The sequence below is a fragment of the Exiguobacterium flavidum genome (assembly GCF_003344535.1).
Taxonomy (GTDB): domain Bacteria; phylum Bacillota; class Bacilli; order Exiguobacteriales; family Exiguobacteriaceae; genus Exiguobacterium_A; species Exiguobacterium_A flavidum.
In genome coordinates this window covers 16268-42788 of record NZ_QPKS01000008.1, presented here as the reverse complement: position 1 = coordinate 42788, position 26521 = coordinate 16268, and the positions used below count along the sequence as shown (strand labels likewise).

At 57.0% G+C, this 26521-nt stretch carries 31 protein-coding genes; 14 read left to right on the top strand and 17 right to left on the bottom strand.

The features are described from left to right. Nucleotides 1-5: 5 nt before the first annotated feature. Nucleotides 6-1190 carry a M20 metallopeptidase family protein gene (locus tag DFG60_RS09050; RefSeq protein ID WP_114571443.1) on the bottom strand — a complete coding sequence of 395 codons (1185 nt, stop codon included), beginning with the start codon at nt 1188-1190 and terminating at the stop codon, nt 6-8. Between the two features lie 116 nt (nt 1191-1306). Between DFG60_RS09050 and DFG60_RS09045 the strand changes: the two genes are divergently transcribed. Beyond that, complete coding sequence (locus DFG60_RS09045) at nt 1307-1588, top strand: putative quinol monooxygenase (RefSeq protein WP_114571442.1); 282 nt, start codon at nt 1307-1309, stop codon at nt 1586-1588. Between the two features lie 52 nt (nt 1589-1640). On the opposite strand, the gene DFG60_RS09040 is transcribed toward DFG60_RS09045, so the two are convergent. Continuing rightward, a complete protein-coding gene (locus DFG60_RS09040) occupies nt 1641-3728 on the bottom strand; it encodes an SH3 domain-containing protein (protein ID WP_114571441.1) in 2088 nt (695 codons plus the stop codon). A gap of 165 nt (nt 3729-3893) precedes the next feature. On the opposite strand from DFG60_RS09040, the gene DFG60_RS09035 reads away from it, so the two are divergent. Next, nucleotides 3894-4181, top strand: coding sequence for a hypothetical protein (locus DFG60_RS09035; protein ID WP_114571440.1), 288 nt, complete (start codon nt 3894-3896; stop codon nt 4179-4181). A 23-nt stretch (nt 4182-4204) separates the two neighbouring features. Here the strand turns inward: DFG60_RS09035 and DFG60_RS09030 are convergent, their stop codons facing one another. Continuing rightward, on the bottom strand, nt 4205-4762 hold the full coding sequence (locus DFG60_RS09030) for a GNAT family N-acetyltransferase (RefSeq protein ID WP_114571439.1): 558 nt from the start codon (nt 4760-4762) through the stop codon (nt 4205-4207). A gap of 303 nt (nt 4763-5065) precedes the next feature. On the opposite strand from DFG60_RS09030, the gene DFG60_RS09025 reads away from it, so the two are divergent. The 4 genes from DFG60_RS09025 (at nt 5066) to DFG60_RS09010 (ending at nt 8143) form a co-directional block, all read left to right on the top strand. Next, nucleotides 5066-5389, top strand: coding sequence for a DMT family transporter (locus tag DFG60_RS09025; RefSeq protein ID WP_114571438.1), 324 nt, complete (start codon nt 5066-5068; stop codon nt 5387-5389). A gap of 1 nt (nt 5390) precedes the next feature. Beyond that, entirely contained in the window at nt 5391-5705 is a 315-nt protein-coding gene (locus DFG60_RS09020) for a DMT family transporter (RefSeq protein ID WP_114571437.1), read from the top strand. Nucleotides 5706-5910: 205 nt separating this feature from the next. Continuing rightward, the gene (locus DFG60_RS09015; protein WP_114571436.1) at nt 5911-6930 is read left to right on the top strand and encodes a YsnF/AvaK domain-containing protein; all 1020 of its coding nucleotides are present in this window, start codon (nt 5911-5913) and stop codon (nt 6928-6930) included. A gap of 121 nt (nt 6931-7051) precedes the next feature. After that, a complete protein-coding gene (locus DFG60_RS09010; RefSeq protein WP_114571435.1) occupies nt 7052-8143 on the top strand; it encodes a DUF2382 domain-containing protein in 1092 nt (363 codons plus the stop codon). A gap of 73 nt (nt 8144-8216) precedes the next feature. Here the strand turns inward: DFG60_RS09010 and DFG60_RS09005 are convergent, their stop codons facing one another. Beyond that, nucleotides 8217-9047, bottom strand: a complete 831-nt coding sequence (locus DFG60_RS09005; RefSeq protein ID WP_114571434.1) for an aldo/keto reductase — start codon at nt 9045-9047, stop codon at nt 8217-8219. A gap of 127 nt (nt 9048-9174) precedes the next feature. Between DFG60_RS09005 and DFG60_RS09000 the strand changes: the two genes are divergently transcribed. Beyond that, entirely contained in the window at nt 9175-9627 is a 453-nt protein-coding gene (locus tag DFG60_RS09000; protein ID WP_114571433.1) for a GNAT family N-acetyltransferase, read from the top strand. A 49-nt stretch (nt 9628-9676) separates the two neighbouring features. Here DFG60_RS09000 and DFG60_RS08995 read toward each other — a convergent pair whose 3' ends face one another. The 6 genes from DFG60_RS08995 to DFG60_RS08970 form a co-directional block, all read right to left on the bottom strand. Next, nucleotides 9677-10180 (bottom strand): GNAT family N-acetyltransferase, encoded by a 504-nt coding sequence (locus DFG60_RS08995; protein ID WP_114571532.1) that lies wholly within the window; start codon nt 10178-10180, stop codon nt 9677-9679. A 180-nt stretch (nt 10181-10360) separates the two neighbouring features. Continuing rightward, nucleotides 10361-10807, bottom strand: a complete 447-nt coding sequence (locus DFG60_RS08990; protein WP_114571432.1) for a hypothetical protein — start codon at nt 10805-10807, stop codon at nt 10361-10363. Nucleotides 10808-10899: 92 nt separating this feature from the next. Then, nucleotides 10900-11169, bottom strand: coding sequence for a DUF1294 domain-containing protein (locus DFG60_RS08985; RefSeq protein ID WP_114571431.1), 270 nt, complete (start codon nt 11167-11169; stop codon nt 10900-10902). Nucleotides 11170-11189: 20 nt separating this feature from the next. Further along, complete coding sequence (locus DFG60_RS08980) at nt 11190-11924, bottom strand: TPM domain-containing protein (RefSeq protein ID WP_114571430.1); 735 nt, start codon at nt 11922-11924, stop codon at nt 11190-11192. Continuing rightward, complete coding sequence (locus tag DFG60_RS08975) at nt 11921-12520, bottom strand: LemA family protein (protein WP_232818685.1); 600 nt, start codon at nt 12518-12520, stop codon at nt 11921-11923. Before DFG60_RS08975 ends, DFG60_RS08980 begins: the two co-directional genes overlap by 4 nt. 87 nt (nt 12521-12607) lie before the next feature. Beyond that, nucleotides 12608-13444, bottom strand: coding sequence for an undecaprenyl-diphosphate phosphatase (locus DFG60_RS08970; protein WP_114571428.1), 837 nt, complete (start codon nt 13442-13444; stop codon nt 12608-12610). Between the two features lie 181 nt (nt 13445-13625). Between DFG60_RS08970 and DFG60_RS08965 the strand changes: the two genes are divergently transcribed. Further along, entirely contained in the window at nt 13626-15728 is a 2103-nt protein-coding gene (locus DFG60_RS08965; RefSeq protein ID WP_114571427.1) for a heavy metal translocating P-type ATPase, read from the top strand. A gap of 57 nt (nt 15729-15785) precedes the next feature. On the opposite strand, the gene DFG60_RS08960 is transcribed toward DFG60_RS08965, so the two are convergent. From DFG60_RS08960 to DFG60_RS08950, 3 genes are read right to left on the bottom strand one after another with little or no spacing between them, the layout of a single operon-like run. After that, nucleotides 15786-16598 carry a ZIP family metal transporter gene (locus tag DFG60_RS08960; protein WP_114571426.1) on the bottom strand — a complete coding sequence of 271 codons (813 nt, stop codon included), beginning with the start codon at nt 16596-16598 and terminating at the stop codon, nt 15786-15788. Between the two features lie 53 nt (nt 16599-16651). Beyond that, nucleotides 16652-16981, bottom strand: coding sequence for a YolD-like family protein (locus DFG60_RS08955; protein ID WP_114571425.1), 330 nt, complete (start codon nt 16979-16981; stop codon nt 16652-16654). Continuing rightward, the gene (locus tag DFG60_RS08950; protein ID WP_114571424.1) at nt 16978-18291 is read right to left on the bottom strand and encodes a Y-family DNA polymerase; all 1314 of its coding nucleotides are present in this window, start codon (nt 18289-18291) and stop codon (nt 16978-16980) included. The genes DFG60_RS08955 and DFG60_RS08950 overlap by 4 nt, the downstream gene beginning before the upstream one ends. A gap of 154 nt (nt 18292-18445) precedes the next feature. Between DFG60_RS08950 and DFG60_RS08945 the strand changes: the two genes are divergently transcribed. Both DFG60_RS08945 and DFG60_RS08940 read left to right on the top strand, forming a co-directional pair. Continuing rightward, nucleotides 18446-18997: a GNAT family N-acetyltransferase gene (locus tag DFG60_RS08945; protein WP_198661574.1), complete on the top strand. Its 552-nt coding sequence runs from the start codon at nt 18446-18448 to the stop codon at nt 18995-18997. Nucleotides 18998-19110: 113 nt separating this feature from the next. Then, nucleotides 19111-19515, top strand: coding sequence for a hypothetical protein (locus tag DFG60_RS08940; RefSeq protein ID WP_114571423.1), 405 nt, complete (start codon nt 19111-19113; stop codon nt 19513-19515). Between the two features lie 23 nt (nt 19516-19538). On the opposite strand, the gene DFG60_RS08935 is transcribed toward DFG60_RS08940, so the two are convergent. Next, nucleotides 19539-20417 (bottom strand): aldo/keto reductase, encoded by an 879-nt coding sequence (locus DFG60_RS08935; RefSeq protein WP_114571422.1) that lies wholly within the window; start codon nt 20415-20417, stop codon nt 19539-19541. Between the two features lie 77 nt (nt 20418-20494). Here DFG60_RS08935 and DFG60_RS08930 point away from each other — a divergent pair, with 77 nt between their 5' ends. After that, on the top strand, nt 20495-21085 hold the full coding sequence (locus DFG60_RS08930; protein ID WP_114571421.1) for a hypothetical protein: 591 nt from the start codon (nt 20495-20497) through the stop codon (nt 21083-21085). A 72-nt stretch (nt 21086-21157) separates the two neighbouring features. Here DFG60_RS08930 and DFG60_RS08925 read toward each other — a convergent pair whose 3' ends face one another. After that, nucleotides 21158-21658 carry an arsinothricin resistance N-acetyltransferase ArsN1 family A gene (locus DFG60_RS08925; protein ID WP_114571420.1) on the bottom strand — a complete coding sequence of 167 codons (501 nt, stop codon included), beginning with the start codon at nt 21656-21658 and terminating at the stop codon, nt 21158-21160. A gap of 123 nt (nt 21659-21781) precedes the next feature. Here DFG60_RS08925 and DFG60_RS08920 point away from each other — a divergent pair, with 123 nt between their 5' ends. The 3 genes from DFG60_RS08920 (at nt 21782) to DFG60_RS08910 (ending at nt 25136) form a co-directional block, all read left to right on the top strand. After that, on the top strand, nt 21782-22099 hold the full coding sequence (locus tag DFG60_RS08920) for an ArsR/SmtB family transcription factor (protein WP_114571419.1): 318 nt from the start codon (nt 21782-21784) through the stop codon (nt 22097-22099). 70 nt (nt 22100-22169) lie between these two features. Further along, nucleotides 22170-23465 (top strand): arsenic transporter, encoded by a 1296-nt coding sequence (locus DFG60_RS08915; RefSeq protein WP_114571418.1) that lies wholly within the window; start codon nt 22170-22172, stop codon nt 23463-23465. Between the two features lie 15 nt (nt 23466-23480). Further along, nucleotides 23481-25136 (top strand): FAD-dependent oxidoreductase, encoded by a 1656-nt coding sequence (locus DFG60_RS08910; RefSeq protein ID WP_114571417.1) that lies wholly within the window; start codon nt 23481-23483, stop codon nt 25134-25136. A 115-nt stretch (nt 25137-25251) separates the two neighbouring features. Here DFG60_RS08910 and DFG60_RS08905 read toward each other — a convergent pair whose 3' ends face one another. Further along, on the bottom strand, nt 25252-25554 hold the full coding sequence (locus DFG60_RS08905; RefSeq protein WP_114571416.1) for a winged helix-turn-helix transcriptional regulator: 303 nt from the start codon (nt 25552-25554) through the stop codon (nt 25252-25254). A 12-nt stretch (nt 25555-25566) separates the two neighbouring features. Next, nucleotides 25567-26520 carry an LLM class oxidoreductase gene (locus tag DFG60_RS08900; RefSeq protein ID WP_114571415.1) on the bottom strand — a complete coding sequence of 318 codons (954 nt, stop codon included), beginning with the start codon at nt 26518-26520 and terminating at the stop codon, nt 25567-25569. Between the last annotated feature and the right edge of the window lies 1 nt (nt 26521).

Genomic DNA, 26521 nt, shown 5'->3' with positions numbered 1-26521 from the left:
TTTTTTTACTGGCTGGTTCCGGCCCGACCGAGACTGCGCAGAAGCGTCGAACCGAGCACTTTCGCTCCGACGAGCAGGGAACGTTCATCGATGTCATACTTCGGATGATGCTGAGGGAATGTCTCCTCTTCCGATTTCGCGGAGCCGGTGAAGAAATAAGAACCCGGTACCCGTTCCAGGTAATAGGCGAAATCATCGGCCGCCATGACGGGCTTGACGGTCCGGACGTGATGCGGCTCGAGGAAAGTGCCCGCTGCCTGCCTGATTTCATCCGTCTCGACTGGGTGGTTCCATAAAGAGGGATACCCTGTCGTGAAGTCGATGGTATAGGTCGCGCCGATCGCGCTGCATGTCGCTGACGCGACCTGCTCGATCATCTGCCTGAGTTTGTGGCGCAGTGCCTTGTCGAACACGCGGATCTCTCCGACGATTCGTGCCTCGCCGTTGACGATGTTCGGGGCAGTCCCTGAATGAAACGAACCGATCGCGACGACGGCGGGTTCAAACGGATCGACCCGGCGGCTGACGAGATGTTGCAAGTTGCAGACGAGCTGGGCTCCAGCGACGAGAGCATCCTTCGTCTGATGCGGAGCCATGGCATGCCCGCCATGGCCGTGGACGACGATTTCGAACTCATCGATCGCTGCGAGCGTATATCCTTCACGGCAACCGATCGTGCCTACAGGAAGGTCGTTCTCGAGATGGGTGCCGAAGATCGCGTCGACGCCGTCGAGACAGCCATCCTCGATCATCTGGACGGCACCGCCCGGGAAGACCTCCTCGCCGTGCTGATGGATGAAGACGATGGACCCGCTCAGGCTCTCCCGCATGTTCGAAAGGGCCTTCGCGAGACCGAGGACGAGCGCCGTATGCCCGTCATGACCGCAGGCATGCATGACACCGGGAACGATCGAGCGGAAGGAGTGCGACGTCTCCTCCTGTATCGGAAGGGCGTCGAAGTCGGCCCGGACTGCGATGGTCCTTCCGGGGGAGGCTCCTGCCAACGTCGCGACGACGCCACGGCCGCCGACCGTGCGCCAAGGAATGTCGAGCATGTCGTAATATTCCTGGATCAATCGTGGTGTCCGTGTCTCTTGGAACGAGAGCTCGGGATGGCGATGCAGGTCCCGGCGGATGGCGCTGATCTCGTCAGCGAGCTGGTCGAGGTTCGAGAACAATTGCTGGATCATATGGCATCTCCTTTCAAAAACGTCGTGTCCCTCCTTTCGTGATAGACGATCGGAAGCCCTGCAAAGGATTATGGCACCTTCAGGAGGGGAACAGAGAGGCAGAAGGAGGGATTCAGATGTCTAAGATCGTCGTACAGGCTGTTCTGACCGCGAAGGACGGGCAAGCTGTTCAGGCTATTCTCGCTGAGGTGAGGGAAGAGACGTTGAAAGAGGAAGGGTGTCTGCTGTATCAGCTCCACCGGTCGCTCGAGGATGACAAGGTGTTCATGCTCTATGAGGTCTACCGGGACGCTGCGGCACTCGACCTTCACGTCGCTTCGGAACACTATGCGAATTACCGGGAACGAATCGCACCGTTGCTTGCGGATCGGCAAGTGGCGCGCTACGAGGAAATTTGAACGTTCAATCGAAAAATGCTGCCTTTCCGCGATGGGAGGGCAGCATTTTTTGTCATAACGATTTGTATCCGAGGAAGTGGCTTTGCCAGCGCGGCTCGTAGATCGAGTTGATCTGGAGTTGCGTTCCGCCCGCATGGATGAAGCGGGTCGAGTCGAGCATGATTCCGATATGGGATGGACCTTTCTTGTAGGTGTTCGCGAAGAAGATCAGGTCGCCGCGTTTTCCTTTCGTGATCGTGGTCCGCTGTGCCTTGAAGAAACCTCCGTACCAGTAGCCGCTGACATTCGTCCGGCCTCCGGTCTTGCCCGCCTTGTTCGAGGCATAGTGGATCAGTCCCGAACAATCGAAACCGCCGTTGAGCGGGTTTTGCGATCCCCAGGTGTACGGTGTCCCGAGGTGCGGGACAGCAGCAGCGATCAGTCGCTCGCGTGCCGTGTCGGCCTTCTTATAGAGTAGCGAGTCGCTTGTTATGGAGACGTGCTTCGCCGGCAGATAGACGGAGCTCCAGCCGTCCTGGATGATGTAGTAGTCACCGACCTTGTACCTTGGATAGATCCGTGTGTCCTTTTCGATCAACCCGCTTTTCGCACCGCCCGGACGCGCATAGAACGACGTCGTCGACTTGACGACATAGCGTTTCTTGACGGAGACGGGTGTCTGTTTCGTGTTCACCGGTTTGACGATGCTGATGTATGGATTGATGACGTATCCCGTCGTGCCGTTCGGAAGACGGACCTGCCAAAAATCGTCGTCGATCGAGCGGAGACCGGTGAGCTTCGTCCCTTTCTTCAAATAAGCCTTCGGTGTGCTGTAGGCGACGTCGGTCGCGAAGAGCGGTGTCCGGTCGAGCTGGACATAAAAAATCGTCCCCTTCTTCGGTTTGGCCTTCGGCTTGTTGAGACTGAGCGAGCTCGATGCCACGTAGGCATAGCCGCTTTTGACCTTGACGCGCGTCCAGTAGCCGGACGTGCCATATGTCTCGATCAATCTTCCGCGATCGAACGCCGCGACCTTCTTGCCGCTTAGCGAAGCCTTCGAACGCACCGTCAAATCATCGTGCGTCACGTAGCGTTTTCCCATCGCCTCGTAAGGCGCTGGCTTCGTCAGGGATAGAGCTGACGCTGGTATGAGATGGAAGGCGGTACCGATCTTGATTCGAACCGATGTCCCGATCGTGCCGTAGACGGTGATTTTCGTTCCATACTTGAGCGTCGCGATCGTCTTCCCGTCCTTTTTGACCACTGTCGTCTTCGCGACGTAGCGGTCCCCGGTCTTGACGGGGACGGGACTGAGATGTGCCGTCAGGACGAGACCGTATGCTTCTCCGGACTTGACGCGCGTCCATTCACCTTCCGTTCCGTAGATCGCGATGCGGTCGTTCGTCTTCAACGTGCCAGTGATCTGCCCATCGATCGTGACAGAGGTCTTGCGGGCGGCGTAGCGGGCGCCGGTCTTGAGTGGGGCGTTCCCGAGGTCAGCAGTCTTGGCAAGGGCGAAGCCGATTGGGGTCTTGACGCGTGTCCAGTCACCTTCACTTCCGTAGACAGCGATTCGTTCGTTCGTTTTCAGCGTCCCGATTACCGTCCCGGCGCGAAGCAATTCCGTATCACGTTGGACGTAACGCTGGCCGATCGAGGCAGGTTCTGCACCGAGCAGGCTGCTCGGCACATATCCGTAGCCTGAGCCGACCTTGACGCGCGCATATTCTCCTTCCGTGCCGAAGACGGCGACGGCTTCGCCAAATGCGATCTCACCTGATGTTGCTGCGTCAGACTTCGCTTCCGCAAGGACGCTCAATTTTTGTTTGGCGTAAAGAAGGTCTGTCTGTTCATATGTAACGGCCGGTGGCTCAGTGCTGAGCATCGTCGCCTCGATGTAATGGAGCGAGTCATCACTAAGCCTGATCTGCGTATAACCGTCGGCTTCTTCGAGCATCGTGACCTCCTCGCCCTTTTTGAGTGTGGCACCGGATGCGACACCAGGAGCGGAATAGAGCGGGCTGTCAGCGACTGTGTAACGGGTCGGCCCGGATTGTACGACTGCCGTCTCGGAAGACTCCGCGAAAGCCGGAAGCGGAAAACTGCTGAAGAGCAGGAGGGAGGCTGCGCCAAGCGCGATCCCTTTTTTGAAGCGGTCCATGAATCGTCCTCATTTCGTTGGAAGTAGTGTTTTTTCAATTTTAGCATCGAAACGGGACAGGTCTCCATGATGCAAAAGATTCAATCTGAAGGATTTTTGATAATATGTGAATTAAAGGGAACCTGAAGTGGATTGATTCGTAAAATAAGACAGGGAGGGGATTTTATGGAATTCGTATTGGTGATCGCCGGAGCACTTGTCTTTTGGTGGGGGTTCAATTATATGATGGGCTATCGCAAGGATAACATCGCGATGACATTCGATGAAAGATACTATGATACGCAGAGCCATGTCCGCGCAATCGAAGAGAAGCTTCGGCAGGACGGGCGGAACGTCCGTTATCTCGGGAACCGGGAGTTCGAGGTCGACGGCAAGCGATATGCCTTCATCGAGCGGACGGTGACGATGGGGGACGTGCCGATGCAGCAGACGGTACTTGAACGGATGAAATGAATGGAACGAAAGAGGACGGGGGATCATGCCCCGTCCTCTTCGTGGTCGACTTGCCATTCCCATTCGAGGATGCCGTAGACGAGCGAATCGCGCCAATGGTCCTCGAGATAGACGTTCTCGCGCAAATGACCCTCCTTCGTCATTCCGACCTTTTGGAGGACGCGTTCCGATGCGACGTTCCGCGGATCGCATGTCGCCGTTATCCGGTGAAGCTCGAGCCGCTCGAAACCGAACTCGAGCAGGAAGTTCGCGATGGCGGTCGCATATCCATGACCCCATTCGTCCGGAGAAAGGATGTAGCCGATTTCTGCCGTCCGGTGTTCGAGGTCGGTGATGATCAGTTCGCCTGCACCGATTGCCGTATCATCCGAACGTGTCACGGCGAAGACGTAGCGACGGCGCGGACTTTCAAGCTCACTTTGCAGCGCCTCATGCAAGTAGGCCTTCGTATCGCTCGCGGAGTTGGGCCCCCAAGCCTGGTACTGGCTGACGATCGGCTGGGAAGCGTAGGCATGGACAGCATCTAGATCGTCCGGGGTGAAGCGGCGGACGTTCAATTCATCGTTGATTTTATAGCGCAAGATGGTCTCCTCCTTTTGCGATGGCTTGTTGTTAAAATTAGCTATCGTCCGGCGGAATCCTGTTCGCCCGAAGCGAATTGACGGAGAAATTTTCTTGTGCTAGCATGGTGGGAACAAAAGAACAGTCATCCTCTAGGGTTCCGCGTGCTTGCACGGTCTGGTCCGAGGGAGGAACGCTTAACAGCGCAGCGGCGGGAGAAAAGCCCGGGAGCCACCTATTTGAATCACACCTGACATGGTGAGGGATTCGGAGAGGATGAGGCTCCCGGGCTTTTTGTTCTTAAATTTTAGGGGGAGAGATAAATGAATCGTTATTGGTTGGCAGTTTTCGGTGCAGCATTTTTTGAAGTATTCTGGGTGATTGGCTTGAAACATGCGGACACGGCTCTTGAGTGGAGTGGGACGGTCGTCAGCATCCTCGTCAGTTTCTTCGTATTGATCAAGGCGAGTGAAAAATTGCCTGTCGGGACCGTCTATGCCGTGTTCGTCGGGCTCGGGACGGCAGGGACCGTCTGTGCCGACATCATCTGGTTCGGGGCGGAGGCGGACCCGGTGAAACTCATCTTGATTGGAACGCTCCTGATCGGGGTCATTGGATTGAAACAAGCGACGAAGGAGGAGGCATGATATGGAATGGATCTATCTGGTACTGGCCGGTATAGGTGAGATGCTCGGCGTTCTCGCGATCAACCGGCTGAATCAAAAGCGGGGGGTTCTGTCTCTCGTCTACCTGATCGCAAGCTTCGGCATGAGCTTCCTCCTGCTGACGCTCGCGATGAAGGAGCTGCCGATGGGCGTCGCCTACGCCGTTTGGACCGGTCTCGGGGCATCGGGCGGGGCGATTTTGAGCATGATCGTCTACAAGGAGCCGCGGGACGCCAAACGATTATTCTTCATCGGCTTGATCATCGCGTCCGCAGTCGGATTGAAAATATTGACGTGATATCAGGGTTTGAAGACGTGAAATTATAATGAAGAAATAGTGAATTTGACTGAATAGTCTTTCATTCAAGATAAATTACGGTTATATTACAAAGCTGGAAAAACGTTGATTTGACGCTTCATTCTGAGATGTAGGGGAATACTCTCACTACAGCAGGAGAGCAGAAGCTTACCTGAAAAGTTGAATGAGGAAAGGATGATCAACCATGAATACGAAACGCTATGTAGGAACATACTACCAAGAATCGGAATTGATTTCCAAAATTGATGAGCTCCATGCACAGGGCTACCGCGAGGAAGACTTGTATGTCGTGGTGAAAGATAAATCAGACCTCTCAATGGTTCGGGGACAAACTGCAGCAGAAGTGAAATCGACGAAGCCATCATGGCTCGACCGTTTCATGGGAGCGACAAGCAGTGACGAGGAAGTCCGCCACACATTCCGCAATCTCGGACTTTCGGACGAAGAGACTTCACGTCACTATAACGATATCGAGAATGGCGGATTCGTCCTTCTTGCGGACGTCCGCGAAGGATTGAACTTCGAGGACACGGACACGAGCCGCGATGTCTCGGGACGTTACGGCAGCGGTGAGAAGACGCATGAAGCAAACTTGAACGGCGTCGGATCACAGCTCGGTGTAGGTGGGGTCGGTATGGACGGCTCGCGTGATCGTGAACTTGACCGGACGAACACTGCCGGGATGGATCGCGACATCATGGATCGTACGGATCTGACGGACGAGCAAAAGCTTCAGCTTCACGAAGAACGCCTCCAAATCGATAAGGAACGTGTCCAAACGGGCGAAGTCCGTGTCGAGAAGGAAGTCGTCGAACATGAAGCTCGCGTCGACGTACCCGTCGAGCATGACGAGGTCTATGTCGAGCGCCGCTCGGTCGAAGGACGCGAGGCGACGAATCATTCGTTCGATGACACGGTAACGGGTCGCGACGAGATTCGCGTACCGATCACAGAAGAGCGTGTCAACGTCTCGAAGGACAGTGTAGTTTCTGAAGAGATCGTCGTCGGCAAGAAAACGGTCGAAGACACGGAGACGGTCCGTGAGACAGTCCGTAAGGAAGAAGCTCATATCGACGGTGAAGAAGGACGTCTGCGCGACCGCGACCGTGATGGTCTCGACACGCGTGACGATCTAAGTGCAGTCGATCGTGATCGCGACCATGGAAATGACCTGGATCGCCGCAACCGCGACGGCCTCCTATAAGTCGAGGATTCAAGAAGACCAAGGATGGCTCTCTTACGAGGGAGCCATCCTTTTTTGAGGACTACGCTATAAGCAAGCAGGGTATAAACAGTTACATGAAGCGCATTGAGGAGGAGTCAGTATGGAACGACCAGTGATTGCACACAGCTATGGGAATGAACAAGCTTTGATGGAGCGCGCACGGGAACTGCAGGCACAAGGATATCCGGAGGACAAGATGTATGTCGTCACGAAAAATCCGTCGGATGCCCGTTTGATCCAATCACAGACAGGGATTCACGTCCGGGAAGGGATGGGCGAGGAATCGATCAAAGGTCAGCTCTCCTCGATCGTCTCAGGTGAGAACGGGATTCGCCGTCTGCTCGCGACGATGAATCTGACGGGGGACCAGATTGATCAATATGAACGGGAGGTCAAGCATGGTGCGCTGTTTCTCTATGCGGATCCGACCTATGTCGAACCTGTCCCGGAGCCGAAGGAAGAAAGACAGGGAACTCCACTCTCTCCTGCGAGCGAATGGCTCGAGAAGCAGAAAGCACGTTTTTTGACGAAGGAAAGCGATATTCCGGTGATGGATGAACCTCCGATGACGGGTTCACGGCTCGAGCGTCGACGCAATGGCGGAAAGCCGGTCGAACGGCAGGAACCGGAGCGCGTGCAACAAAAACAAGAAGAGCCCGCACTCGAGGCGGAGCGCACCCATCTTCCGCACGACCGGGAGCAGACCGGCGCCTACAAACCGGAGCATGACACAACACGGCATGAGGATCATCACTTGTCGTTCGACCGGGAGGAAACGACTCCGAACGGGACAGAGCAGACGATGGAACTTCACGAGGAACAGCTCCGGATCGACAAGGAGCGCGTCCAGACAGGTGAGGTCGTCCTTGACCGGGAAGTGATCGAGGAGGAGCAGGTTTTCGACGTTCCGGTCGTCAAGGAAGAGGTCATCGTCGAACGGAACAAGATCGAACAGCCGATCGAACTCGACGGGTATGAGTTCGACCGTCCCGGCATCCGGACGATCGAGGAAGGTGACCATATCCGGATCCAGGTGATCGAGGAGCGGGTCGTCCTCGTCAAGAAGCCGGTCGTCGTCGAGGAGATCGTCATCCGCAAAGAAATGAAGGAGCACATCGAGACGATCCGCGAACAGGTACGCCGCGAGGAGTTCCACGTCCGGCGTGAGGATGGATCTGAAGAGAGACTATGATACAGATCAGGCTGCCGATTCGGCAGCCTTTTTTCACGGAAAAGACCACGGACGTCAGCCCGCGGTCTGCTGGTCATAATTCGGTCTTATGAAGCTCGTCCGGGTTCGAGCCGGTCCGTTCGTTTCGGTTGAGTGCATCGATTCGCGCGATTTCATCCGTTGTCAGGGAGAAGTCGAACACGTCGAGGTTCTCTTCGATCCGGTGAGGCGTCACCGATTTCGGGATGGCGACGATGCCGTGCTCGAGATGCCAGCGCAAGATCACTTGCGCCGGCGTCTTGCCATGCGCCTCTGCGATTTCCGTGATGACCGGGTCGTTCAGCGCGTCGCGCCCCTTCATGAGCGGGCTCCAGGCCTCGACGATGATGCCGTGCGCCTTGCAGTAGTCGCGAATCTCCTGTTGCGAAAGATACGGATGCAATTCGATCTGGTTGACGGCCGGCACGATTTCCGTTTCCGCAAGCAGCCGTTCGAGATGAGGGACGTGGAAGTTCGAGACACCGATCGCGCGCGCCTTTTTGTTTGAATAGATGTTCTCGAGCGCCTTCCATGTCTCGACGTAGCGATCGTGTTTTGGCATCGGCCAGTGGATCAGATAGAGGTCGACATAGTCGACGCCAAGCTTCCCGAGGCTCGTCTCGAAGGCTGTGAGCGTCTCCTCGTAGCCCTGGTCCTTGTTCCAGACCTTCGTCGTCAGGAAGATTTCTTCACGCGGAATGCCGGAGTCACGGATTGCCCGGCCGACGCCAGCCTCGTTCTGATAGACCATCGCCGTGTCGATCGAGCGGTAACCTGCCTTCAGTGCCGTCAGGACGGCTTCGTATACTTCCTCTTCCGGTACTTTGAAGACCCCGTATCCAAGCTGCGGCATCTTCACGCCGTTGTTCAATGTCACGTATTCCATTGCATTGCCCCCTTTTTTGGATTGGATACATTTCCTCTCAAGTGTACCGGTAGCCCCTCTTTCCTGTCGAACAAAAAGGGAATCGAAAGAGGTGGCATTATACTGAAGGCGAGAGGGGGAGGGAACGATGGAAATCATCGAGTTGAGTACACGTCCGGAGCTGCTTGTGCAGGCGATGGACCGGTTTGCGAATCAGTGGGGGAACATGGACAATCGGATGTTTTACGAAGATTGTATGCGGGCGTCATGCGTGACGACTGAAAGTCTGCCGCGCTTCTACATAGCGCTTGACGGGGGAGCGATGATCGCGAACTATGCGCTGCTTCGGGTCGACCTCGTCAGCCGTCAGGATCTGACGCCCTGGTTCGGCTGTTTGTACGTCGATGAAGACAGACGCGGCGCAGGAATCGGCGGCGCGTTGCTTGTGCATGCAGAAGAAGAGACGAGACGAAAAGGGTTCACGGCGCTGCACCTCGCGACGGACCATGTCGGGTATTATGAACGGCATGGATTCGAGGACGGCGGGGCATGCTATTATGTCACGGGTGACGAGACCCGGCTGTACCAAAAGACGCTCTGAGCACGAACAAGCACCGCCGGAGACGTCTCCGCGCGGTGCTTGTTCGTATTCAGAAAGGATTGACCCATTCAGCCTTCAGGATGCCCATATAAAGCCGGTCATAGCGTGCGCCGTCCCGGTAGACGGCCTCCCGCTGTCGTCCTTCGAGACGGAAACCGGCGCTCTCATATGCGCGGACAGCACTGTCGTTGTAGGCGATGACGTCGAGCGAGACCCGGTACAGATCGAGTTCGTGGAAGGCGTATCGGAGGAGCAGGTGGATGCCCTCGAGCCCGTAACCTTTTCCCCGGTCGGCCGGGTCGCCGATGCCAATCGCGAGCGACCCTGTCCGGTTGTTCCATTCGACGCCGTGCAGGGCGATGAAACCAATCAGGCGTTCCTCGTCCTTCGTCCGCAGACGGAACGAGAAATGCTCGCTCTCGCGGTTCTCGGACTCCGCGATCGTCTCGTACGAACGGGGATAGGCGCGATCCGTGTCCATGAAACGGAGAAAGCGTGCATCCTCCTCCCAGGCGGCAAGGACAGTGGCGTCCCCGTCGCGGTTCGGTGTCATGATCAGCTGTTTTCCTTTAAAGATATCGATCAATGTTAGTTCTCCTTTTGCTGCGAGAACGAGTTGGCTCCCGCGCGTTTAGTCCGATACGGATTGGCGTGCAAAAGCGGTGAACATAGGCGCACTTCCTTTTCATCGTGATGATTTGATTCTAGCATGCCAAAAAAGCATTTCCGTGAATTACGAACGTCTGCGCCGGATGGCGTTCCGGATGAAGAAGGCAATCGGCAGACTGATCAGGACGAGCATGACGATCTGGAACAGCGGGTTCGTCAAGATGTCGAGGACGTGGAACGGGGAATCATACCGATAGACCGCTTCGACGTAACGGCCGTCGTCCTTGACGGCGATCGTCTTATCCCGATTTTTCCCCTCGATGGCGTGATAGGCCGTTCCTTTCGGATACATGTTCGACGCGTCCCCGTAATAACGACCCGTCATGTCGTTCGGAATCGTCTTGACCTCGCCGATCCGTTTGCCGACTTCCTCTTTCGGAATGACGTTCTCCTGTTTCACTTCATATACCTTCCCGTCCCAGACGACGAACGGGTAGGCCCAGGACAATGCGTGGGCTGGAGTGGAGAAGAGAAGAAGGGAGAGGAAGACGAGCCGCGAAAGTAGTTTCATGAAGACCCCTTTCTGAGACGTTTTCTTTCAGTATACTGCATCATTACCTGATAATGGAAAAAGAAAAGCACTCAGGGGAAGACCCGAGTGCCTCAACGTGTCGCGAGGATCCAGCCCGTCGCATGCAACAGGATCGCAAGCGGGACGAGCAACTGGAATTTCGCTTTTTGTGTCTTATGACGGAAGGTCTGCATCGCGACGAACGTCCCAAGCGCGCCGCCGAGGAAGGCGATGGCGAGCAAGGTCGATTCCGGCGTGCGGTACTGTCCGTTTCGTGCTTTTCGCTTATCCTGCCACATCGAGACGAATCCGATGAGGGAGAAGAGCAGGTAATAGATCGTGATGAACTGGATGACTGACATGCATCGATTCCTTTCTGGTTTCAGCGTTCCGCGCCGCCGCCGCCGGAGCTTCCGCCCCCACCGCGGCTTCCGCCACCGCCCCCGCCGCCCCGCAGGACGGACGAGAGGATGTTGAGAATCGCGAAGAAGAACATGCCGCCGGTGAACTTCATGTCGAGGAAAATCAACAGGACGAGTCCTGCACCGATCAGTACCTTCGTCCAGAAACTGAGTCCGCCTTCGGATTGCGGTGCGGGGTCGGAAGCCTCGAGCGGCTGTTCCTTCGAGACGACGCTGACGACGGCTTTGTAGGTTTCAGCCGCTGCCTTGTTCCATTCACCGGTCTCACGGTAAGGGACGGCATTCTCGTCCAGGATGCGACCTGCCGTCGTATCGGTGATGATGCCTTCCATCTTGTAGCCGACCTCGATCCGGAAGTTACGTGACGTCTCGTTCGGGGCGACGACGACGAGGACGCCGTTGTCTGCACCTTCCTGACCGATTCCTTGTGCACGGAACGTCTCGTTCGCGTAAGTGCTGAGATCCTGGCCCTTCAGGTCAGGCACCGTCTTCAAGACGACTTGTGCCGTCGTATACCGCTCGAGCTCTTCGCCGAGCCGGGCGAGTTCTGCTTCTTCGCTTGCCGAGAGGATGTTGGCATCATCTTGGATGAAGAAGGCTGCTCCCGTTCGCTCTGTCACCGCTTGCGCGACTGGAGCCGTCATGAACAGGACGAGGAACGCGGCAAGGAACAGACGCGTCCGACGCCAAATCATTGCGAATCACTTTCAAAATCGACGGTCGGGTTTTCCCGGTCGCTTTCCGAGATTTCATAGTACGGTTTCTTCTCGAAGCCGAATACGCTTGCGTACAAGCTCGTTGGGAAGCTGCGGCGTTTCTTATTATACGTCGTCACGACGTCATTGTAATCCTTGCGCGCGATTCCGAGACGGTTCTCCGTCCCCTCCAAGCTGTCCATCAATGCCTGGAACTGCTGATTCGACTTCAATTCAGGATAGGTCATCTGCAGGGCGATCAATCCGCGAAGTGACGTCGTCACCTGCTGATCGGCCTGGATGGTCTGCTCCGTCGTTGCGGCTTGCGCGAGGCTAGCCTGTGCCTTCGCGATATCCCCGTAAACTTTCTGTTCTTGTCCCGCGACTCCTTTGACTGTGTTGACGAGGTTCGGGATGAGGTCAGCCCGGCGTTTGATCTGATTGTCGACTTGGGCCCACTTGTTGTCGACGTCCTCTTCGAGATTGACCAGGTTGTTATACTGTCCGATTGCGAGGAAAGCAATCAGGACGACGACTGCGATTCCGATGATCAGCGGAAGTTTCGATCCGCTTCGATTGCGACGTGCCACTAGCATTCACTCCTTCTCTTTTTCTGACTACAATTCTTCTATACCCATATTCGCCAGAAATTAGTTTCATGGAAAAACAAAAAACGTTCATCCTCATGTATAGAGGATGAACGCGAGTACTGCTGCGAGCACGAGCCGGTAGATGGCGAACGGGACGAGCTTGATCTTGTTGATCAGCTTCAGGAAGAAGCGGATCGACAGCAAGGCGAAGATGAAGGAGCTGACGAAACCGACGGCGTAGAAGCCGAAGTCGCCTGCGTTGATGTACTCCCAGTTCTTGACGAGGGAAATCAGGCTCGCGCCCATCATGATCGGAACGGCCATGATGAACGTGAAGTCCGCTGCCGTCCGGTGGTTGAGACCGAGGAAGACACCGCCCGAAATCGTCGAACCGGAGCGCGAGAAGCCGGGCCAGAGCGAAAGGCACTGGAACAGACCGATCAAGGCTGCCTGTCTGTAGGTGATCTGATCGAGCGTGTGGGTCTTGATCTCCTTCGGTCCGAGCTTGTCGGCTGCGATCATCAGGAACGCACCGACGGCGAGTCCGATGATGACCGTCTCGACGGAGAACAGTTTTTCGTCGATGACGTCCTCGAAGATGACGCCGAGGACGCCTGCCGGAAGCAGACCGATCAAGACGTGGCGCAGCTTCAGCTTGTGCGTGCCGGTCGCGTCATGCTCGCCTTCGAGCTTATAGAGACCGACGAGGCTGAAGAGCCGTTTCCAAAAGACGACGACGACGGCGAGGATCGATCCGAGCTGAACGACGATCTTGAAGGTGTTCGCCGAGTACTTCCCGAGGAACTCCTGCGTCTGCAGCCACATGTCGTCGACGATGATCATATGTCCGGTCGACGAGACGGGCGCGAATTCAGTCATCCCCTCGACGAAGCCGAGCAGGAGCGCTTTAAGTAATTCAAAGATATCCATTATGTTTCTCCCTTATCCATTATATTCTACGTAAAACCATATCATTTTAATGAAATGGAAACCATCCTATTCGCAAATATCATTCTCAAGGATGAGAGGGAATAGGGGTTGTCGTTTCGTCCGGATAGGCGTATGATGAATTTATAATCAAACGAACATTTGAATGAGGCGGGTGAGATAAATGGAACGACAGAAGGAGAAAGTGGTCATCAAGGGCATCGACTGTGCGAACTGCGCAGCGAAGGTCGAACGTGGAATCCAGGCGCTCGACGGCGTCGCGGAAGCGAACCTCGACTTTGCGGGAGAGAAGCTGTTCGTGACGTATCAGGAAGGGAGCGCGCGGACGGAAGTCTATCCGCGGATCATCGGGCGGGTCAAGGAGCTCGAGCCCGGTGTGACGCTCGCATCGGACCAAGATGAGAAAACGACGAATCAGCACGTCCACAGCCATGAACACGATCATGATCACTTCGGGAGAGGCACGATGATCCGGTACGGCATCGGGGTCGTCGCATATGCCTCAGCGTTTCTTGCGCCAACTGCGGTCGAACTGTATCTCTTCCTGATCGCCTACGCGCTGATCGGCGGTGACGTCGTCGTCCGGGCGGTCCGGAACATCCGGCACGGCCAGGTGTTCGATGAGAACTTCCTGATGGTCATCGCGACGCTCGGGGCGTTCGCGATCGGCGAATACGCGGAAGGCGTCGCCGTCATGCTCTTCTATCAGATCGGCGAATACTTCCAGCACCGGGCGGTCGACCAGTCACGCAAATCGATTGCCGGTTTGATGGACATCCGGCCGGACCGGGCGATGCTCGAGGATGGTACGGTCGTCTCGCCGGAATCGGTGAGCATCGGGACACGGATCGTCGTCCTGCCGGGAGAACGAATCCCGCTCGACGGCCGCCTGCTCGAGGGTGAGGCGCTCGTCGACACGGCTGCCCTGACCGGGGAGTCGGTCCCGCGACGCGTCCGCGAAGGGGATTCCGTCCTCGGCGGATTCGTCAATACGGACGGTCGCCTGTTGATCGAGGTCGAGAAGACGTTCGGACAATCGACGGTCGCGAAAATCCTCGACCTCGTCGAGAATGCGTCAAGCCGGAAAGCCAAGACGGAACAATTCATCACGCGGTTCGCCCGCGTCTATACACCGGCGGTCGTCGTCATCGCGGCGTTGCTCGCGTTCGTCCCGCCGCTCATCCTTGACGGAGCGACGTTCTCCGACTGGATCTACCGTGCGCTCGTCTTCCTCGTCATCAGCTGTCCGTGCGCGCTCGTCATCTCGATCCCGCTCGGCTTCTTCGGCGGAATCGGGGCGGCCTCGAAGCGCGGCGTACTCGTCAAAGGCGGGAACTATCTCGAGGCGCTCAATGATATCGACACGGTCGTCTTCGACAAGACAGGGACGCTGACTCACGGCGTCTTCGAAGTGACGGCGCTCCATCCGCGGGGCGTGACAGAGTCGGAATTGCTCGAGGTTGCGGCTCAAGTCGAGCACGCCTCGAACCATCCGATCGCGCGCTCGATCATGAAGGAATATGGGAAGGACATCGACAAGACCGGAACAGGATACCGTGAAGTGGCAGGGTCCGGTATCGAGGCGACGTTCCCGGACGGTGTGATCCGGGCCGGCAACGGCCGTTGGTTCCGCGAGCTGGGCCTCTCGCCGCTCGACATCGACGGTGCAAGCACGGTCGTCCATGTCGCGCGTGACGGAGCGTACCTCGGTGCGATCGAGATCGCCGACCGCTTGAAGGATGATGTCAAGGAGACGCTCCTCCGTTTGAAGGACATCGGCATCCGCGAGACGATCATGTTGACAGGCGACCGGAACGAGACGGCTCAGGCGCTCGCCGAGCGAATCGGGATCGACAGGTTCTATGCGGAGCTGTTGCCGGATCAGAAGGTCGAGCGGCTCGAAGAAATTCTCGCGCGAACGAACGGCAAGAAGGTCGCCTTCGTCGGGGACGGAATCAACGACGCGCCGGTCCTTGCCCGGGCGGATCTCGGCATCGCGATGGGCGGACTCGGGAGCGATGCGGCGATCGAGGCGGCGGATATCGTCCTCATGACGGACGAGCCGAAAAAGCTGATCGATGCGCTCGACGTCGCACGCAAGACACGCCGAATCGTCTACCAGAACATCGGCTTCGCCTTCGGGGTCAAGTTGATTTTCCTAGCGCTTGGCGCCTTCGGCATCGCGACGATGTGGGAAGCGGTCTTCGCCGATGTCGGCGTCACGCTGCTCGCCGTCTTGAACGCGATGCGGATTTTAAGGAAATGAACATGCAGAAGCGTTCGTACGCAGTCCTCAAGGACATGTACGAACGCTTCTTTTCTTTCATCCGAGGGCGACGTCGAGAATCATCATGACGGCGAACCCGACCATCAGGCCGATCGTCGCGAGGTCTGATCCGTCATCTGCCTGCGATTCCGGGATCAGTTCCTCGACGACGACGAAAATCATCGCTCCTGCCGCGAAAGCGAGTGCATACGGAAGGATCGGCTGGACGAAATAGACGGCTGCCGCGCCGATCATCGCGGCGATCGGTTCGACGACGGCTGAGATTTGTCCGTAGTGGAACGCCTTTGCCCGTGATAATCCCTCGCCGCGCAGCGGGATCGAGAGTGCCGCGCCTTCCGGCATGTTCTGGATCCCGATTCCGAGTGCGAGACCAAACGCTCCAAGAACTGTCGCTCCCTCCATGTTGAGGGCTGCTGCCCCGAAAGCGACGCCGATCGCGAGACCTTCCGGGATGTTGTGTAAGGTGATCGCGAGGAAGAGAAGCGTCGTCTTCTTCAGATTCGTCGACGGTCCTTCCGCCTTCTCGATCGGGGAGGCGAGATGAAGGTGAGGCGTCGCGAAGTCGAGCAGGCGGACGAAGGCGCCGCCTGCCAAGAATCCGATCGTCGCAGGGAGCCAGGCGATGCCTCCAGCCTCCTCGGTAAAGGCGATAGCCGGGGCGAGCAGCGACCAGAAGGAGGCGGCGATCATGACACCGGCAGCGAACCCGAGCATCATGTTCATGATGTGCCGCTCGATCGTCGTAAAGACGAAGACGAGCGTAGCCCCGATCGCGGTCAATCCCCACGTCATCGTCCCCGCGAGCAGCGCCTGGACGACGACAGGCAGTGAGCTGAACCATTCGAGCATGGATGATTCCTTCTTTCTTTCGATTAGGATGGATAGCGCGTCTTTAGTTGGCTCTACCCCGTTTCGATTCGGATGATTCGCGCGAGCGGAATTTCCTGTCTCTCAGAGGAGCGGATCACAAGGATTTCCTCCTCCTGACGGACCTGTTCGACGAAGCCGGACGCCGTCCGGTATCCGCCGTCCTCGAAGTAGATGATGCGCGTCTCCGTCCCGTCGATCAGTGCCTGCTCGAGCTCACGCGCCCACCACTCCTTCAGCTGCTCGTCGATCGCCGGCATCTCCAGCTTCTGGACGCGTACGTAGTATTCGCGCAGAAGCGCGGCGTGCTCCGGCATCAGGAACGGGATCCACTTCAAATTACCGCGGTCCTCATAGCGCGTCACGGCAGGTCGCCTCCCTTGTGCCCGCCGACGAAACGGAGCCGGCGTTTCGCGACACTCGTATCGAGGAAGGAAGATGCGATCCGCAACGTCCCTTTTCCGTAACGGCCGTTGACGGCGTCGATTGCACGCAGCAGGCGTCGCCGCCGCCACTTCCGTCCGTTGTCCTCGAACAGCGACAGCTGCATCATCCCGCCGTCGTCGGCGAGTTTCCCGAGCGAGACGGACAGGAAACGAATCGCTTCCCCTTCGACGAACGAGGATTCGAACAGCGTCAGGGCGTGATGGAGGATCATTCGTTCATCCGATGTCGGGTAGGGGAGCTTCTGTTGACGGGAGAATCCACGCTTATCACTGGTCCGGGAATAGCGGACCCCGAGATGAACCGTCCATCCGGCCTTCCCTGAGCGTCGAGCCCGTGCCGCGACATCGATGCAAAGCTCGCTCAAGACGAGACGGACCTCCTCGAAACGATAATAGTCGCGCATCAGTGTCACGCCGTGACCGATCGACCGGTCGCGATGCAGCGAGGAACCAAAGAAGGTTCGCGGATCAAGGAGCGTCGGCGACGCATCGAATCCCCATGCATGGTGCCACAGCTCGGCGCCGATCACGCCGAAGCGGTCGTGAAGGAGCGGGAGCGAAAAATGTGCGAGGTCACCGATCGTCTCGATGCCGAGCCGATTCAAATGCTGCGTCATCTGGCGTCCGACGCCCCACATCTTCTCGACCGGAAACGGGTGGAGCAGGCGGGCGACGTCGGCGTATCCGCATGAAGCCACGCCTGTCTTCTTCCCGATTAAATCGAGTGTCATCTTCGCGATGACGTTGTTCGGTCCGATCCCGATCGTCGTCGGGATGCCGGTCTGCTGGAAGATGGTCGAGCGAATCATCTGTGCGGCGTGCGCATCGTCGCCCCAGAGCGACTCCGTGCCGGTCAAATCGACGAACGTCTCGTCGATCGAATAGACACGAATCGCTTCCGGCGGGGCGAACTGATGCAGGATGTGGGTGATCGCGACCGACGTCTTCATATAGGCGAGCATCCGTGGCTCGACGAGGTGGATCTCCCGGCGCTCCTGCCAAGGCAGGCGCTCGATCTCATAGAGACGGCTCGCTGTCTTGATACCGAGCTTCTTCAAGGCGGGGGAGGCGGCGAGCACGACCGATCCGCTCCTTCTGATGTCCGCGACGACGGCAAGCTTCGTCGTCAAGGGGGGCAATCCGCGGTAAGCACACTCGCAACTGGCGTAAAAAGAGACGCTGTCGACACAAAATACACGCCTCGCCGGCAAACGGTCGAACTCCCACATGTCTCTTCATCCCTTTCATTACAGAACAAATGTTCTTGTTTCGTTGTCTAGACTATACCACGGTCTCAAATCGTCTCAAACAACGTTTTCGAAAAAAAAAGTAAAAATGACAGGCTTCCACTAGAATGAAAGGAACAAAAGGGGGATGAGAGACATGTCAGAGCAAGCGGTGTTTCCGATTCTCGAAACCGAACGTCTTCGGCTACGTGAAATCGAGCAGGGGGATGCGGAGTTCCTGTATCAAAACTTCAGCAAACCGGAGGTGACGCAATATTACGGAATGGAGCCGTTCACTGATCCAGAGCAGGGCGTCCGGATCGCGGAATCGTTCCGAAATGCGCTCGCGGAAAAACGAGGAATCCGCTTCGCGATCACGTTGCGCGAGACGGGCGAGATGATCGGGACGGCCGGCTTCAACGCCTGGAACCCGTATCACAAACGGACGGAGATTGGTTATGAGCTCAACCCCGATCACTGGGGGATGGGGTACGTGACGGAGGCGATCCGTGCGGTCGTCGATTACGGTTTTTCGACAGGGATGGAGCGGATCGGGGCGATCATCACGTGTGACAATCCCGCTTCCCAGCGTGCGGTCGAGAAGAACGGTTTCGTCCGCGAAGGCGTATTGCGCGGTTATCTTCAACAGGGTGGAACGGCGCGAGACGTCTATTCCTACTCGTTGCTCGCGAGCGACACACCCCGGTGATCGGGAAGGTTTTTTTGTTTCTCCGTTCGTAACCTGACATATGTTGAGAGGAAAGCGGGAACATTTTCTAAAAGAAGGAACGGTTCAGGTTGGTGCATGAGGAGGCAAACGGCATGTCCACCAGTGGTAAGGTACTGCTGGCGATCCTCTCCATCCTCGCACTCGCCGGGGCGGTCCTGTTCTATCTGAATTTCAGGACGGAACCGCTCGAATTGCGGCAGGTCGAGTATTACGACGGCAGGGGATACCACATTCAAACGTATACATCTGATGAAGAGATCGAACGCATCGAAGCTCCGCTCGAGAAGATCGAGTGGAGCGCAAGAAAACGTTTTGAGGTGGCGACACCGGAAAATCTGCGCTTGGAAATTCATCATGAGGACGCTGAAGTGGAGACGTGGCGGATTTGGGTGGAGGGAATGAACCGCGCGATCCTGACGAGTGAGGATCGCGGCGTCGGACGACTGGATGCCGAGGAGACCGAGCGACTGATCGAAGCGCTTGAAGTAAAAGAATAAGGCTGCTCGAGAGAGCAGCCTTGTCAGACCTGGGAGACCCAGTCTTGATCGTGTTTTTTGAAGGTTTGTTTCAGCTCGTTGACGCGCGCTTCAGGAAGCGGCCCCTTCGAGAGGAGCGCGAGGTTCGCGTCGAGATGGGACAGGTTCGCCGTCCCGATGATGCTTGACGTGACACCGTGTTCGAACACCGTGAAACGAAGTGCCGTCTCGAGCCACGACGACTCCTTCAACTCGAGCCCCATCGCTTGGAATCGCAACCAGTACTCTTCTGCATAGTGGCCGGCCGGGCGTTCTGCGAAGCGCCACGGCGCATTGCCGAGAGGACGTTTCGCGATGACCGCCTTTTTCTTCGCCGCAATCTGCGGCAAGCTGTCCGTCACGCGCTGGTCGAACAGGTTGACGGATGTCTGGAAACTGTCGAACGCACCGGTCGAGAACGCATAGGCGAGGTCGACGCCGTCGCCCGAGTATGCCATCGCGCGGATTTTTCCTGCCTGCTTCGCTTGCGCTAGCGCTTCGATCACGTCTCCACGGGCGAGGACGTCCCGGGTGCAAGAATGGAGATGGACGATGTCGATGTAATCCGTCTGCATCAGGCGGAGCGCTTGATCGATACCGCCGGAGACGGCACCGTATGTCCAGTCTTCCTGACCGGCGACGTCGTAGCCGACCTTCGTCGAAAGGATGGCAGAATCCCGGCGCCCTTTCAAGGCCTGGCCGATGCGTATCTCCGACTTGCCGTAGCCGCGCGCCGTGTCGAGCAGGTTGATGCCGCGGTCGAGGACGGTTTGGACGAGATAGCTGGCTTCCTGGTCCGTCATCCCGTCTGCGCCGATATGCCCGGCACCGAATCCGAGGGCGGACACTTGAAAGTCGTGCGAACCGAATGGACGCATTTGCATGTGAGAATCACTCCTTTTTGACAAATATAGCATTGTTCCGTCTGAAGCGCCTTGATTAGCCGAGAGGAGGAAAGGAAATGCCGTTCACGCCGGTTCGCGGTCTTGAAATCGGATTCGTCGTCTTCATGCTGATCATGCTCATCGTCGCACTCATGCAAGGGGAGATGTTCGATGCGAGCGTGGCTGCAGCAGGTGTCTTCTGCGGACTCATCCCGATGCTGATCGAGCGCTTCTTCAAGTTCGAGTTCGATACTGCCTTGAAGATCGCCTACATCCTGTTTCTGTTCGCTTCGCAATATCTCGGCTCGATCGTCGGACTTTACGGAAATGGCTGGTGGGACATCTTTCTCCACGTCCTGAGCGGTGTCTTCCTGTCCTTCCTCGCGATCGACTTTTTGCACCGGCTCGATACAGAGACACGCCTCGAGCTGCCGACGCGTTTCGTCCTCATCTATATCCTCGGGTTGTCGATGGCGGGAGCTGCGCTCTGGGAATTATACGAGTTCACGTCCGACATCGTGCTCAACACGACGATGCAGGCGAACGGCAACATCGACACGATGACGGACCTTGTCGCAGGAACACTAGGAGGCCTTCTTACCGCTACGTACGGGGCGTTTCAGCATCGGAAGGAGCGGTATCCAGAAAAAAAAGAAGCTAAGAGCTGAGACGAAAAATGCGCCTTACCGATTCCAATTTCGGCAAGGCGCATTTTTCGTCTTCAGAAATCATGGGGAATGTCATACTTCCCCATTCGGAAGAATCTTCTCCATCGCCATGACATCGACATAATAGCCGTTCAGGCGCCCCTGTTCCTTGAACGTGCCCACGATCCGATAACCGGCCCGTACATAGAGGCGCTGACCGAGCTTATTGAACGGGAAGGTGAACAGGATGATCTTATGGAGCTTACGGCTGACGGCATGTTCCTCGATGACGCGCAACAGCTGCTTGCCGATGCCCTGACCGCGGTGTGTCCGCGTGATGTAGACGGACAGTTCACTCACCCCGGAGTAGGAGTCCCGTGGCGAGTAAGGATTCAGGGCGACCCATCCGAGAATCTCGTCCCCGTCACAGGCGACGAAAGCCGCATAGACGTCCGTCCGTTCGTCGAACCAGCTGTCGATGAAGGAGGCGTCCTTCACCTTCGTCTCGAGCGTCGCGATCCGGTCCTCGATTCCTTCATTGTAAATCGTCAGAACGGCAGGCAAATCCTTCTTCTCTACAGGTCGAATGACCATTCCGCATCACCTTCCTTAAAAAATTGCAATTTTCTCCTACACCTATTATAGTATATAACGAAATGATTATATGCATTATTCTGCGATACAGTTCGATGCGTAACGGAGATGGGGGAGAAAACCATGCGTGAAAAACAGAGTATCGAGGCGATGAGCCAATTCCTGAAGGCGCTCAGTGATTCGACGCGCCTTGAGATCATCCGACGCATTCAGGGAAAGGAACATTGCGTCTGTGAATTCGTCGAGATGTTCGATATCTCGCAACCTGCGATCAGCCGGCATTTGAAGGTGCTGAAGACGGCGGAAGTGATCCTCGAGCGTCGCGACCGGCAGTGGATCTACTACCGGCTGAACGAGGCGCATCCACAGTATGGGATCGTCCTGCAAATCCTGAAAGGGCTCGAATCGGAGCCGGCACTAAGCCCTGCCTGCGGCTGCTGAAGCAAAACGTTTGTGAATCCCTAAGAGTCACTAGTCACACCACATATCAATTAAGAAAAGAAGTGAAGTCATGTCGCATTTGCAATTGCTCGCGACGGGAATTTTTCTCGTCACCTTGTTCTTGATCATCAAACAACCGAAAGGCCTCGGAATCGGTTATTCGGCCGTCGGGATGGCGCTCGTCGCTCTCCTGACCGGCGTCGTCGACTGGGCGGACGTCGGGACGGTCTGGGGAATCATCTGGAACGCCACGTTCACGTTCATCGCCCTGATCGTCATCTCGCTCATTCTGGACGAAATCGGCTTCTTCGAATGGGCGGCACTACATATGGCACGTATCGCGCGCGGGGGAGGCGTTAAGCTGTTCATCTATATGACGCTGCTCGGTGCCGTCGTCGCTGCTTTATTCGCGAACGACGGTGCGGCGCTCATCCTGACGCCGATCGTCCTCGCCATGGTCCGGGCACTGAAACTCCCGGATTACGTCGTGCTCGCCTATGTGTTCGCATCCGGCTTCATCGCGGATACGGCGAGCTTGCCGTTCATCGTCTCGAACCTCGTCAACATCGTATCGGCCGATTTCTTCGGCATCGGGTTCGCGGAGTACGCGGCCCGGATGGTCTTCGTCGACCTGTTCTCGGTGACAGGCAGCCTGCTCGTCCTCTATCTCTATTTCAAGAAGGACATCCCGAAGACGTATGCGCTCGAGGACGTGAAACGGCCGGTCGACGCGATCAAGGATGTGAAGATGTTCCGTTTGTCCTGGCTCGTCCTCGGACTGCTCGTCTTCGGTTATTTCACGAGCGACTTGCTCGGCGTACCGGTCAGTCTCGTCGCCGGTCTCATCGCAGCGTTCTTCCTGTTGATGGCGAGCCGTTCGAGCGCGGTCGAGACACGGAAGGTCGTCAGCGGTGCACCTTGGGCGATCGTCTTCTTCTCGCTCGGGATGTATGTCGTCGTCTACGGTCTGCAGAACGCGGGACTGACACGGCTGCTCGCGAGTCTGATTGATTCGTTCTCAGTCAATCTCGCCGCTGCGACGTTCGGAATGGGCTTCCTCGCAGCCATCCTGTCGTCTGTCATGAACAACATGCCGACCGTCATGATCGATGCACTCGCGATCGACTTGACGCAGACGACCGGCGCGATCCGGGAGTCGCTCATCTACGCGAACGTCATCGGGTCCGACCTCGGACCAAAAATCACGCCGATCGGCAGTCTCGCGACGCTACTTTGGCTTCATGTCCTTCGTTCGAAAGGGGTCCGGATCGGCTGGGGACAATATTTCAAGATCGGGACGATTTTGACGGTGCCGACTCTCGCGTTCACGTTGCTTGGTCTCTATATCAGTCTGTTACTTTACTAATAGGAGGAATATCTTATGAAACTGCTCATCATCGGTTCGGTCGCTGCCGGGACATCGGTCGGCGCGAAGGTACGACGTAATGACGAGGACGCGGTCATCACGATTTACGACCGCGACTACGACATCTCTTACTCCGGCTGCGGCATCCCGTACTTCGTCGGCGGCGAGATCGCAGACATCGACGAATTGACGCCGCGCGATGCGAAGTGGTTCAAGAAGCGTCATAACATCGACATCCATACGCGTCATGAGGTCGTCAAAGTCGATCATGACAGTAAGACGGCGACGATCAAGAACCTCGAGACAGGGGAGACGTTCGAAGATGATTACGACACGCTCGTCCTCGCGACAGGCGCTTCGAGTTTCGTCCCGCCAATCCCGGGCGTCGACGCGGACAACGTCTTCAGTGTCCGAAACATCCGGAACGCGGACGCGATCCGCAGCCACATCGAAGCGACGGATCCGAAGAAGGCCGTCATCATCGGCGCCGGATTCATCGGTCTTGAGATGGCCGAGCAGCTGACATACCGCGGCATCGATGTCACGCTGATCGAGCGTTTGCCACAGGTGATGCCGCCGCTCGACTCCGACATGGCCTGCCGCGTCGAGGAACATCTCGAGGCGAAAGGTGTCGATGTGCTGACAGGCGAGACGGTCGTCGCGCTCGAAGGCGAAGAGATGGTCAAGGAAGTCGTACTCGAGAGCGGAAAGCGGATCATGACCGACTTCGTCATCCTGTCGGTCGGCGTCAAGCCGAACGTCGAACTCGCGAAGCAGATCGGCGTAGAAGTCGGCAAGACCGGCGCGATCGCCGTCAACGAACGCATGCAGACGAATGTACCGGACGTCTACGCCGTCGGTGACGTCGCGGAGAGCTTCTCCGTCATCACGGGCGAGGCGATCTACCGTCCGCTCGGCTCGACGGCGAACAAGATGGGACGGATCGCCGGCCAGGTCATCACGGGTGAGGATGCGGCACACCGCGGAGTCCTCGGGACAGGCATCTTCAAGGCGTTCGACCTGACAGTCGCACAGACCGGACTGACAGAGCGGGACGCGATCGAAGCCGGCTTCGATGTCGAGGTCCTCCACAACATCAAACCGGACCGTCCGGAATATCTCGGCGGGAAAGAGATGGTCATCAAAGGCATCGCGGACCGCGCGACGGGACGTTTTCTCGGGGCGCAGATCGTCGGTCCGCAAGGCGTCGACAAGCGGATCGACGTGTTCGCGACGGCGATCACGTTCGGGGCGAAGGCAGGGGACCTGTTCCACCTCGACCTCGCCTACGCACCGCCGTTCGCGACGACGAAGGATCCGGTGCTCTACACCGGGATGGCGCTCGACAACGCGATCAAGAAGCGGGCGCGCCTGATCACGCCGCAGCAGCTCGCGAAGCGGATCGCTGCAGGCGAGAAGATCCAGGTCATCGACACGCGTTCGAAGGCGCAGTTCGAGAAGTCGTGCGTCGACGGAGCGGTCCATATTCCGCTCGGCGAGTTGCGCGAACGCTCGAAGGATTTTGATCCGGCAAGTCCGACCGTCGTCTACTGTAACAAAGGGGTGACGGGGAACGCGGCGCAGAACGTCCTGCGCAACCTCGGATTTACGGACGTCTATAATCTGTCCGGTGGCAACAAGAACTACCAGACGTCGAAGCGGCTGTTCTGAACATAATCGCTGCTGGAGAACATGATGGATGACAAAAAGAACGAGGTCACTCTCCTGAGTGGACCTCGTTCTTTTTAAGTTCGGCGTATTTCTTCCACTTCCCGAGTCGGACGAATCACGAAGGGTGCCCGATGCATCGGTCGATGGAGTGGAAAATCGGTTGCAAACTGTAGCCGAGACGTGTCAATCCGTAGAGGGAGGCGACCGATTTCTCGACGACCCCGCGTTCCTCCAGGGTATACAGCGAATGCGCCAGCTTTTTTCGTGGTGATCCCCATCTGACCAGCAGTTCCTCGAAGGATTGCGGTGACTGCAAAAGGACCTGAATGATTTGTATTTCAAATGAAGAACCAAGGTAGTTTGATGCGTATTCGAGTGGTTTCGTATTCACGCCTTTCTCGTCGATTCGGACAGTCATGCTGTCACCTCCTCACGCATGATGGGGCGGGAAGTGCGGCAACACGTATGTCCCGAGTTCGTCGATGACTTCCTCGGCCGGTCGCTCGCTGTCGAACAGCGCGAAGAACAGGTGGTTGACGCCGATCGAACGATAGACCTTGAGCAACTCGATCAGCCGGTTTCGTCCGACGCGGAAGCCGAGCCGGATCGGTGTCGGCAGCTCGTCCGGATCTTTCGAAAGGTCGAGGTGCATCGGCATCGAGAAAGGGCGGAAGCGTTTCGTTCCGGCCTCGACGCTCGCGCTTCGCCAATGGGCGACGGCGTTCGCCTGTGCCTGAGGAGCTTGCGGATAGTACATCCAGCCGTCCCCGTTTCGAGCGATCCAGTCCATGTCCTGTTGGGCGAACCCCGTGATCATCGTTGGGATTCGCGTCTTCGGTCGGGGGACGAGGGTCGCGCCCTCGACATCACCGTATGGCGATTCGATATGCGGATAATTTTCGTATAGTGCACTTTCCATCACACGCAGCGATTCCTTGAATTGTTCGCCGCGGCTCGGGTGATCGATGCCGAGGCCGTGGAAATCCGCCTGGCGATCGCCGGAAGAGATCCCGAGGATCAAGCGTTCCGGGAAGAGCGCCTCGATCGTCGCGACTTCTTTGGCGGAACGAAGAGGGTGCCGCAACGGAAGCACGAGTGCGGAAGTGCCGAGCGCGATGTCCCTTGTCTGCCCGAGCAGATGCGTCCCGTAGATCAACATGTCGTAGATCTGTCCGACCGCAGGATCCATGAAGTATGGATCCTTCAGCAAGACGTCACGCAACCAGAGGGCGGTGAATCCGTATTGATCCGCTTTTTTTGCGAGTTCGACCTGTTTCTCGAGTTTCGGCGTCCGTGACTTGAAGTTCTCGAGCGGGACGTGAAGACCGAGCGTCAGCTCGCCTTCCTGATACATGCGTTGATGACTTTTGTGGTGTTCGAACATG

Excerpts from the sequence above, each read along its gene's own strand:
- DFG60_RS08935 (WP_114571422.1), bottom strand. The coding sequence starts at position 20,417 with ATGCAAATGCGTCCATTCGGTTCGCACGACTTTCAAGTGTCCGCCCTC.
- DFG60_RS09040 (WP_114571441.1), bottom strand. The coding sequence starts at position 3,728 with ATGGACCGCTTCAAAAAAGGGATCGCGCTTGGCGCAGCCTCCCTCCTG.
- DFG60_RS09050 (WP_114571443.1), bottom strand. The coding sequence starts at position 1,190 with ATGATCCAGCAATTGTTCTCGAACCTCGACCAGCTCGCTGACGAGATC.
- DFG60_RS09035 (WP_114571440.1), top strand. The coding sequence starts at position 3,894 with ATGGAATTCGTATTGGTGATCGCCGGAGCACTTGTCTTTTGGTGGGGG.
- DFG60_RS08980 (WP_114571430.1), bottom strand. The coding sequence starts at position 11,924 with ATGATTTGGCGTCGGACGCGTCTGTTCCTTGCCGCGTTCCTCGTCCTG.
- DFG60_RS08965 (WP_114571427.1), top strand. The coding sequence starts at position 13,626 with ATGGAACGACAGAAGGAGAAAGTGGTCATCAAGGGCATCGACTGTGCG.
- DFG60_RS08940 (WP_114571423.1), top strand. The coding sequence starts at position 19,111 with ATGTCCACCAGTGGTAAGGTACTGCTGGCGATCCTCTCCATCCTCGCA.
- DFG60_RS08900 (WP_114571415.1), bottom strand. The coding sequence starts at position 26,520 with ATGTTCGAACACCACAAAAGTCATCAACGCATGTATCAGGAAGGCGAG.
- DFG60_RS08930 (WP_114571421.1), top strand. The coding sequence starts at position 20,495 with ATGCCGTTCACGCCGGTTCGCGGTCTTGAAATCGGATTCGTCGTCTTC.
- DFG60_RS09025 (WP_114571438.1), top strand. The coding sequence starts at position 5,066 with ATGAATCGTTATTGGTTGGCAGTTTTCGGTGCAGCATTTTTTGAAGTA.
- DFG60_RS08920 (WP_114571419.1), top strand. The coding sequence starts at position 21,782 with ATGCGTGAAAAACAGAGTATCGAGGCGATGAGCCAATTCCTGAAGGCG.
- DFG60_RS08975 (WP_232818685.1), bottom strand. The coding sequence starts at position 12,520 with ATGCTAGTGGCACGTCGCAATCGAAGCGGATCGAAACTTCCGCTGATC.
- DFG60_RS09000 (WP_114571433.1), top strand. The coding sequence starts at position 9,175 with ATGGAAATCATCGAGTTGAGTACACGTCCGGAGCTGCTTGTGCAGGCG.
- DFG60_RS09010 (WP_114571435.1), top strand. The coding sequence starts at position 7,052 with ATGGAACGACCAGTGATTGCACACAGCTATGGGAATGAACAAGCTTTG.
- DFG60_RS08990 (WP_114571432.1), bottom strand. The coding sequence starts at position 10,807 with ATGAAACTACTTTCGCGGCTCGTCTTCCTCTCCCTTCTTCTCTTCTCC.
- DFG60_RS08960 (WP_114571426.1), bottom strand. The coding sequence starts at position 16,598 with ATGCTCGAATGGTTCAGCTCACTGCCTGTCGTCGTCCAGGCGCTGCTC.
- DFG60_RS08910 (WP_114571417.1), top strand. The coding sequence starts at position 23,481 with ATGAAACTGCTCATCATCGGTTCGGTCGCTGCCGGGACATCGGTCGGC.
- DFG60_RS09015 (WP_114571436.1), top strand. The coding sequence starts at position 5,911 with ATGAATACGAAACGCTATGTAGGAACATACTACCAAGAATCGGAATTG.
- DFG60_RS08925 (WP_114571420.1), bottom strand. The coding sequence starts at position 21,658 with ATGGTCATTCGACCTGTAGAGAAGAAGGATTTGCCTGCCGTTCTGACG.
- DFG60_RS08915 (WP_114571418.1), top strand. The coding sequence starts at position 22,170 with ATGTCGCATTTGCAATTGCTCGCGACGGGAATTTTTCTCGTCACCTTG.
- DFG60_RS09020 (WP_114571437.1), top strand. The coding sequence starts at position 5,391 with ATGGAATGGATCTATCTGGTACTGGCCGGTATAGGTGAGATGCTCGGC.
- DFG60_RS08995 (WP_114571532.1), bottom strand. The coding sequence starts at position 10,180 with ATGACACCGAACCGCGACGGGGACGCCACTGTCCTTGCCGCCTGGGAG.
- DFG60_RS08905 (WP_114571416.1), bottom strand. The coding sequence starts at position 25,554 with ATGACTGTCCGAATCGACGAGAAAGGCGTGAATACGAAACCACTCGAA.
- DFG60_RS09045 (WP_114571442.1), top strand. The coding sequence starts at position 1,307 with ATGTCTAAGATCGTCGTACAGGCTGTTCTGACCGCGAAGGACGGGCAA.
- DFG60_RS08945 (WP_198661574.1), top strand. The coding sequence starts at position 18,446 with ATGTCAGAGCAAGCGGTGTTTCCGATTCTCGAAACCGAACGTCTTCGG.
- DFG60_RS09005 (WP_114571434.1), bottom strand. The coding sequence starts at position 9,047 with ATGGAATACGTGACATTGAACAACGGCGTGAAGATGCCGCAGCTTGGA.
- DFG60_RS08985 (WP_114571431.1), bottom strand. The coding sequence starts at position 11,169 with ATGTCAGTCATCCAGTTCATCACGATCTATTACCTGCTCTTCTCCCTC.
- DFG60_RS08970 (WP_114571428.1), bottom strand. The coding sequence starts at position 13,444 with ATGGATATCTTTGAATTACTTAAAGCGCTCCTGCTCGGCTTCGTCGAG.
- DFG60_RS08950 (WP_114571424.1), bottom strand. The coding sequence starts at position 18,291 with ATGTGGGAGTTCGACCGTTTGCCGGCGAGGCGTGTATTTTGTGTCGAC.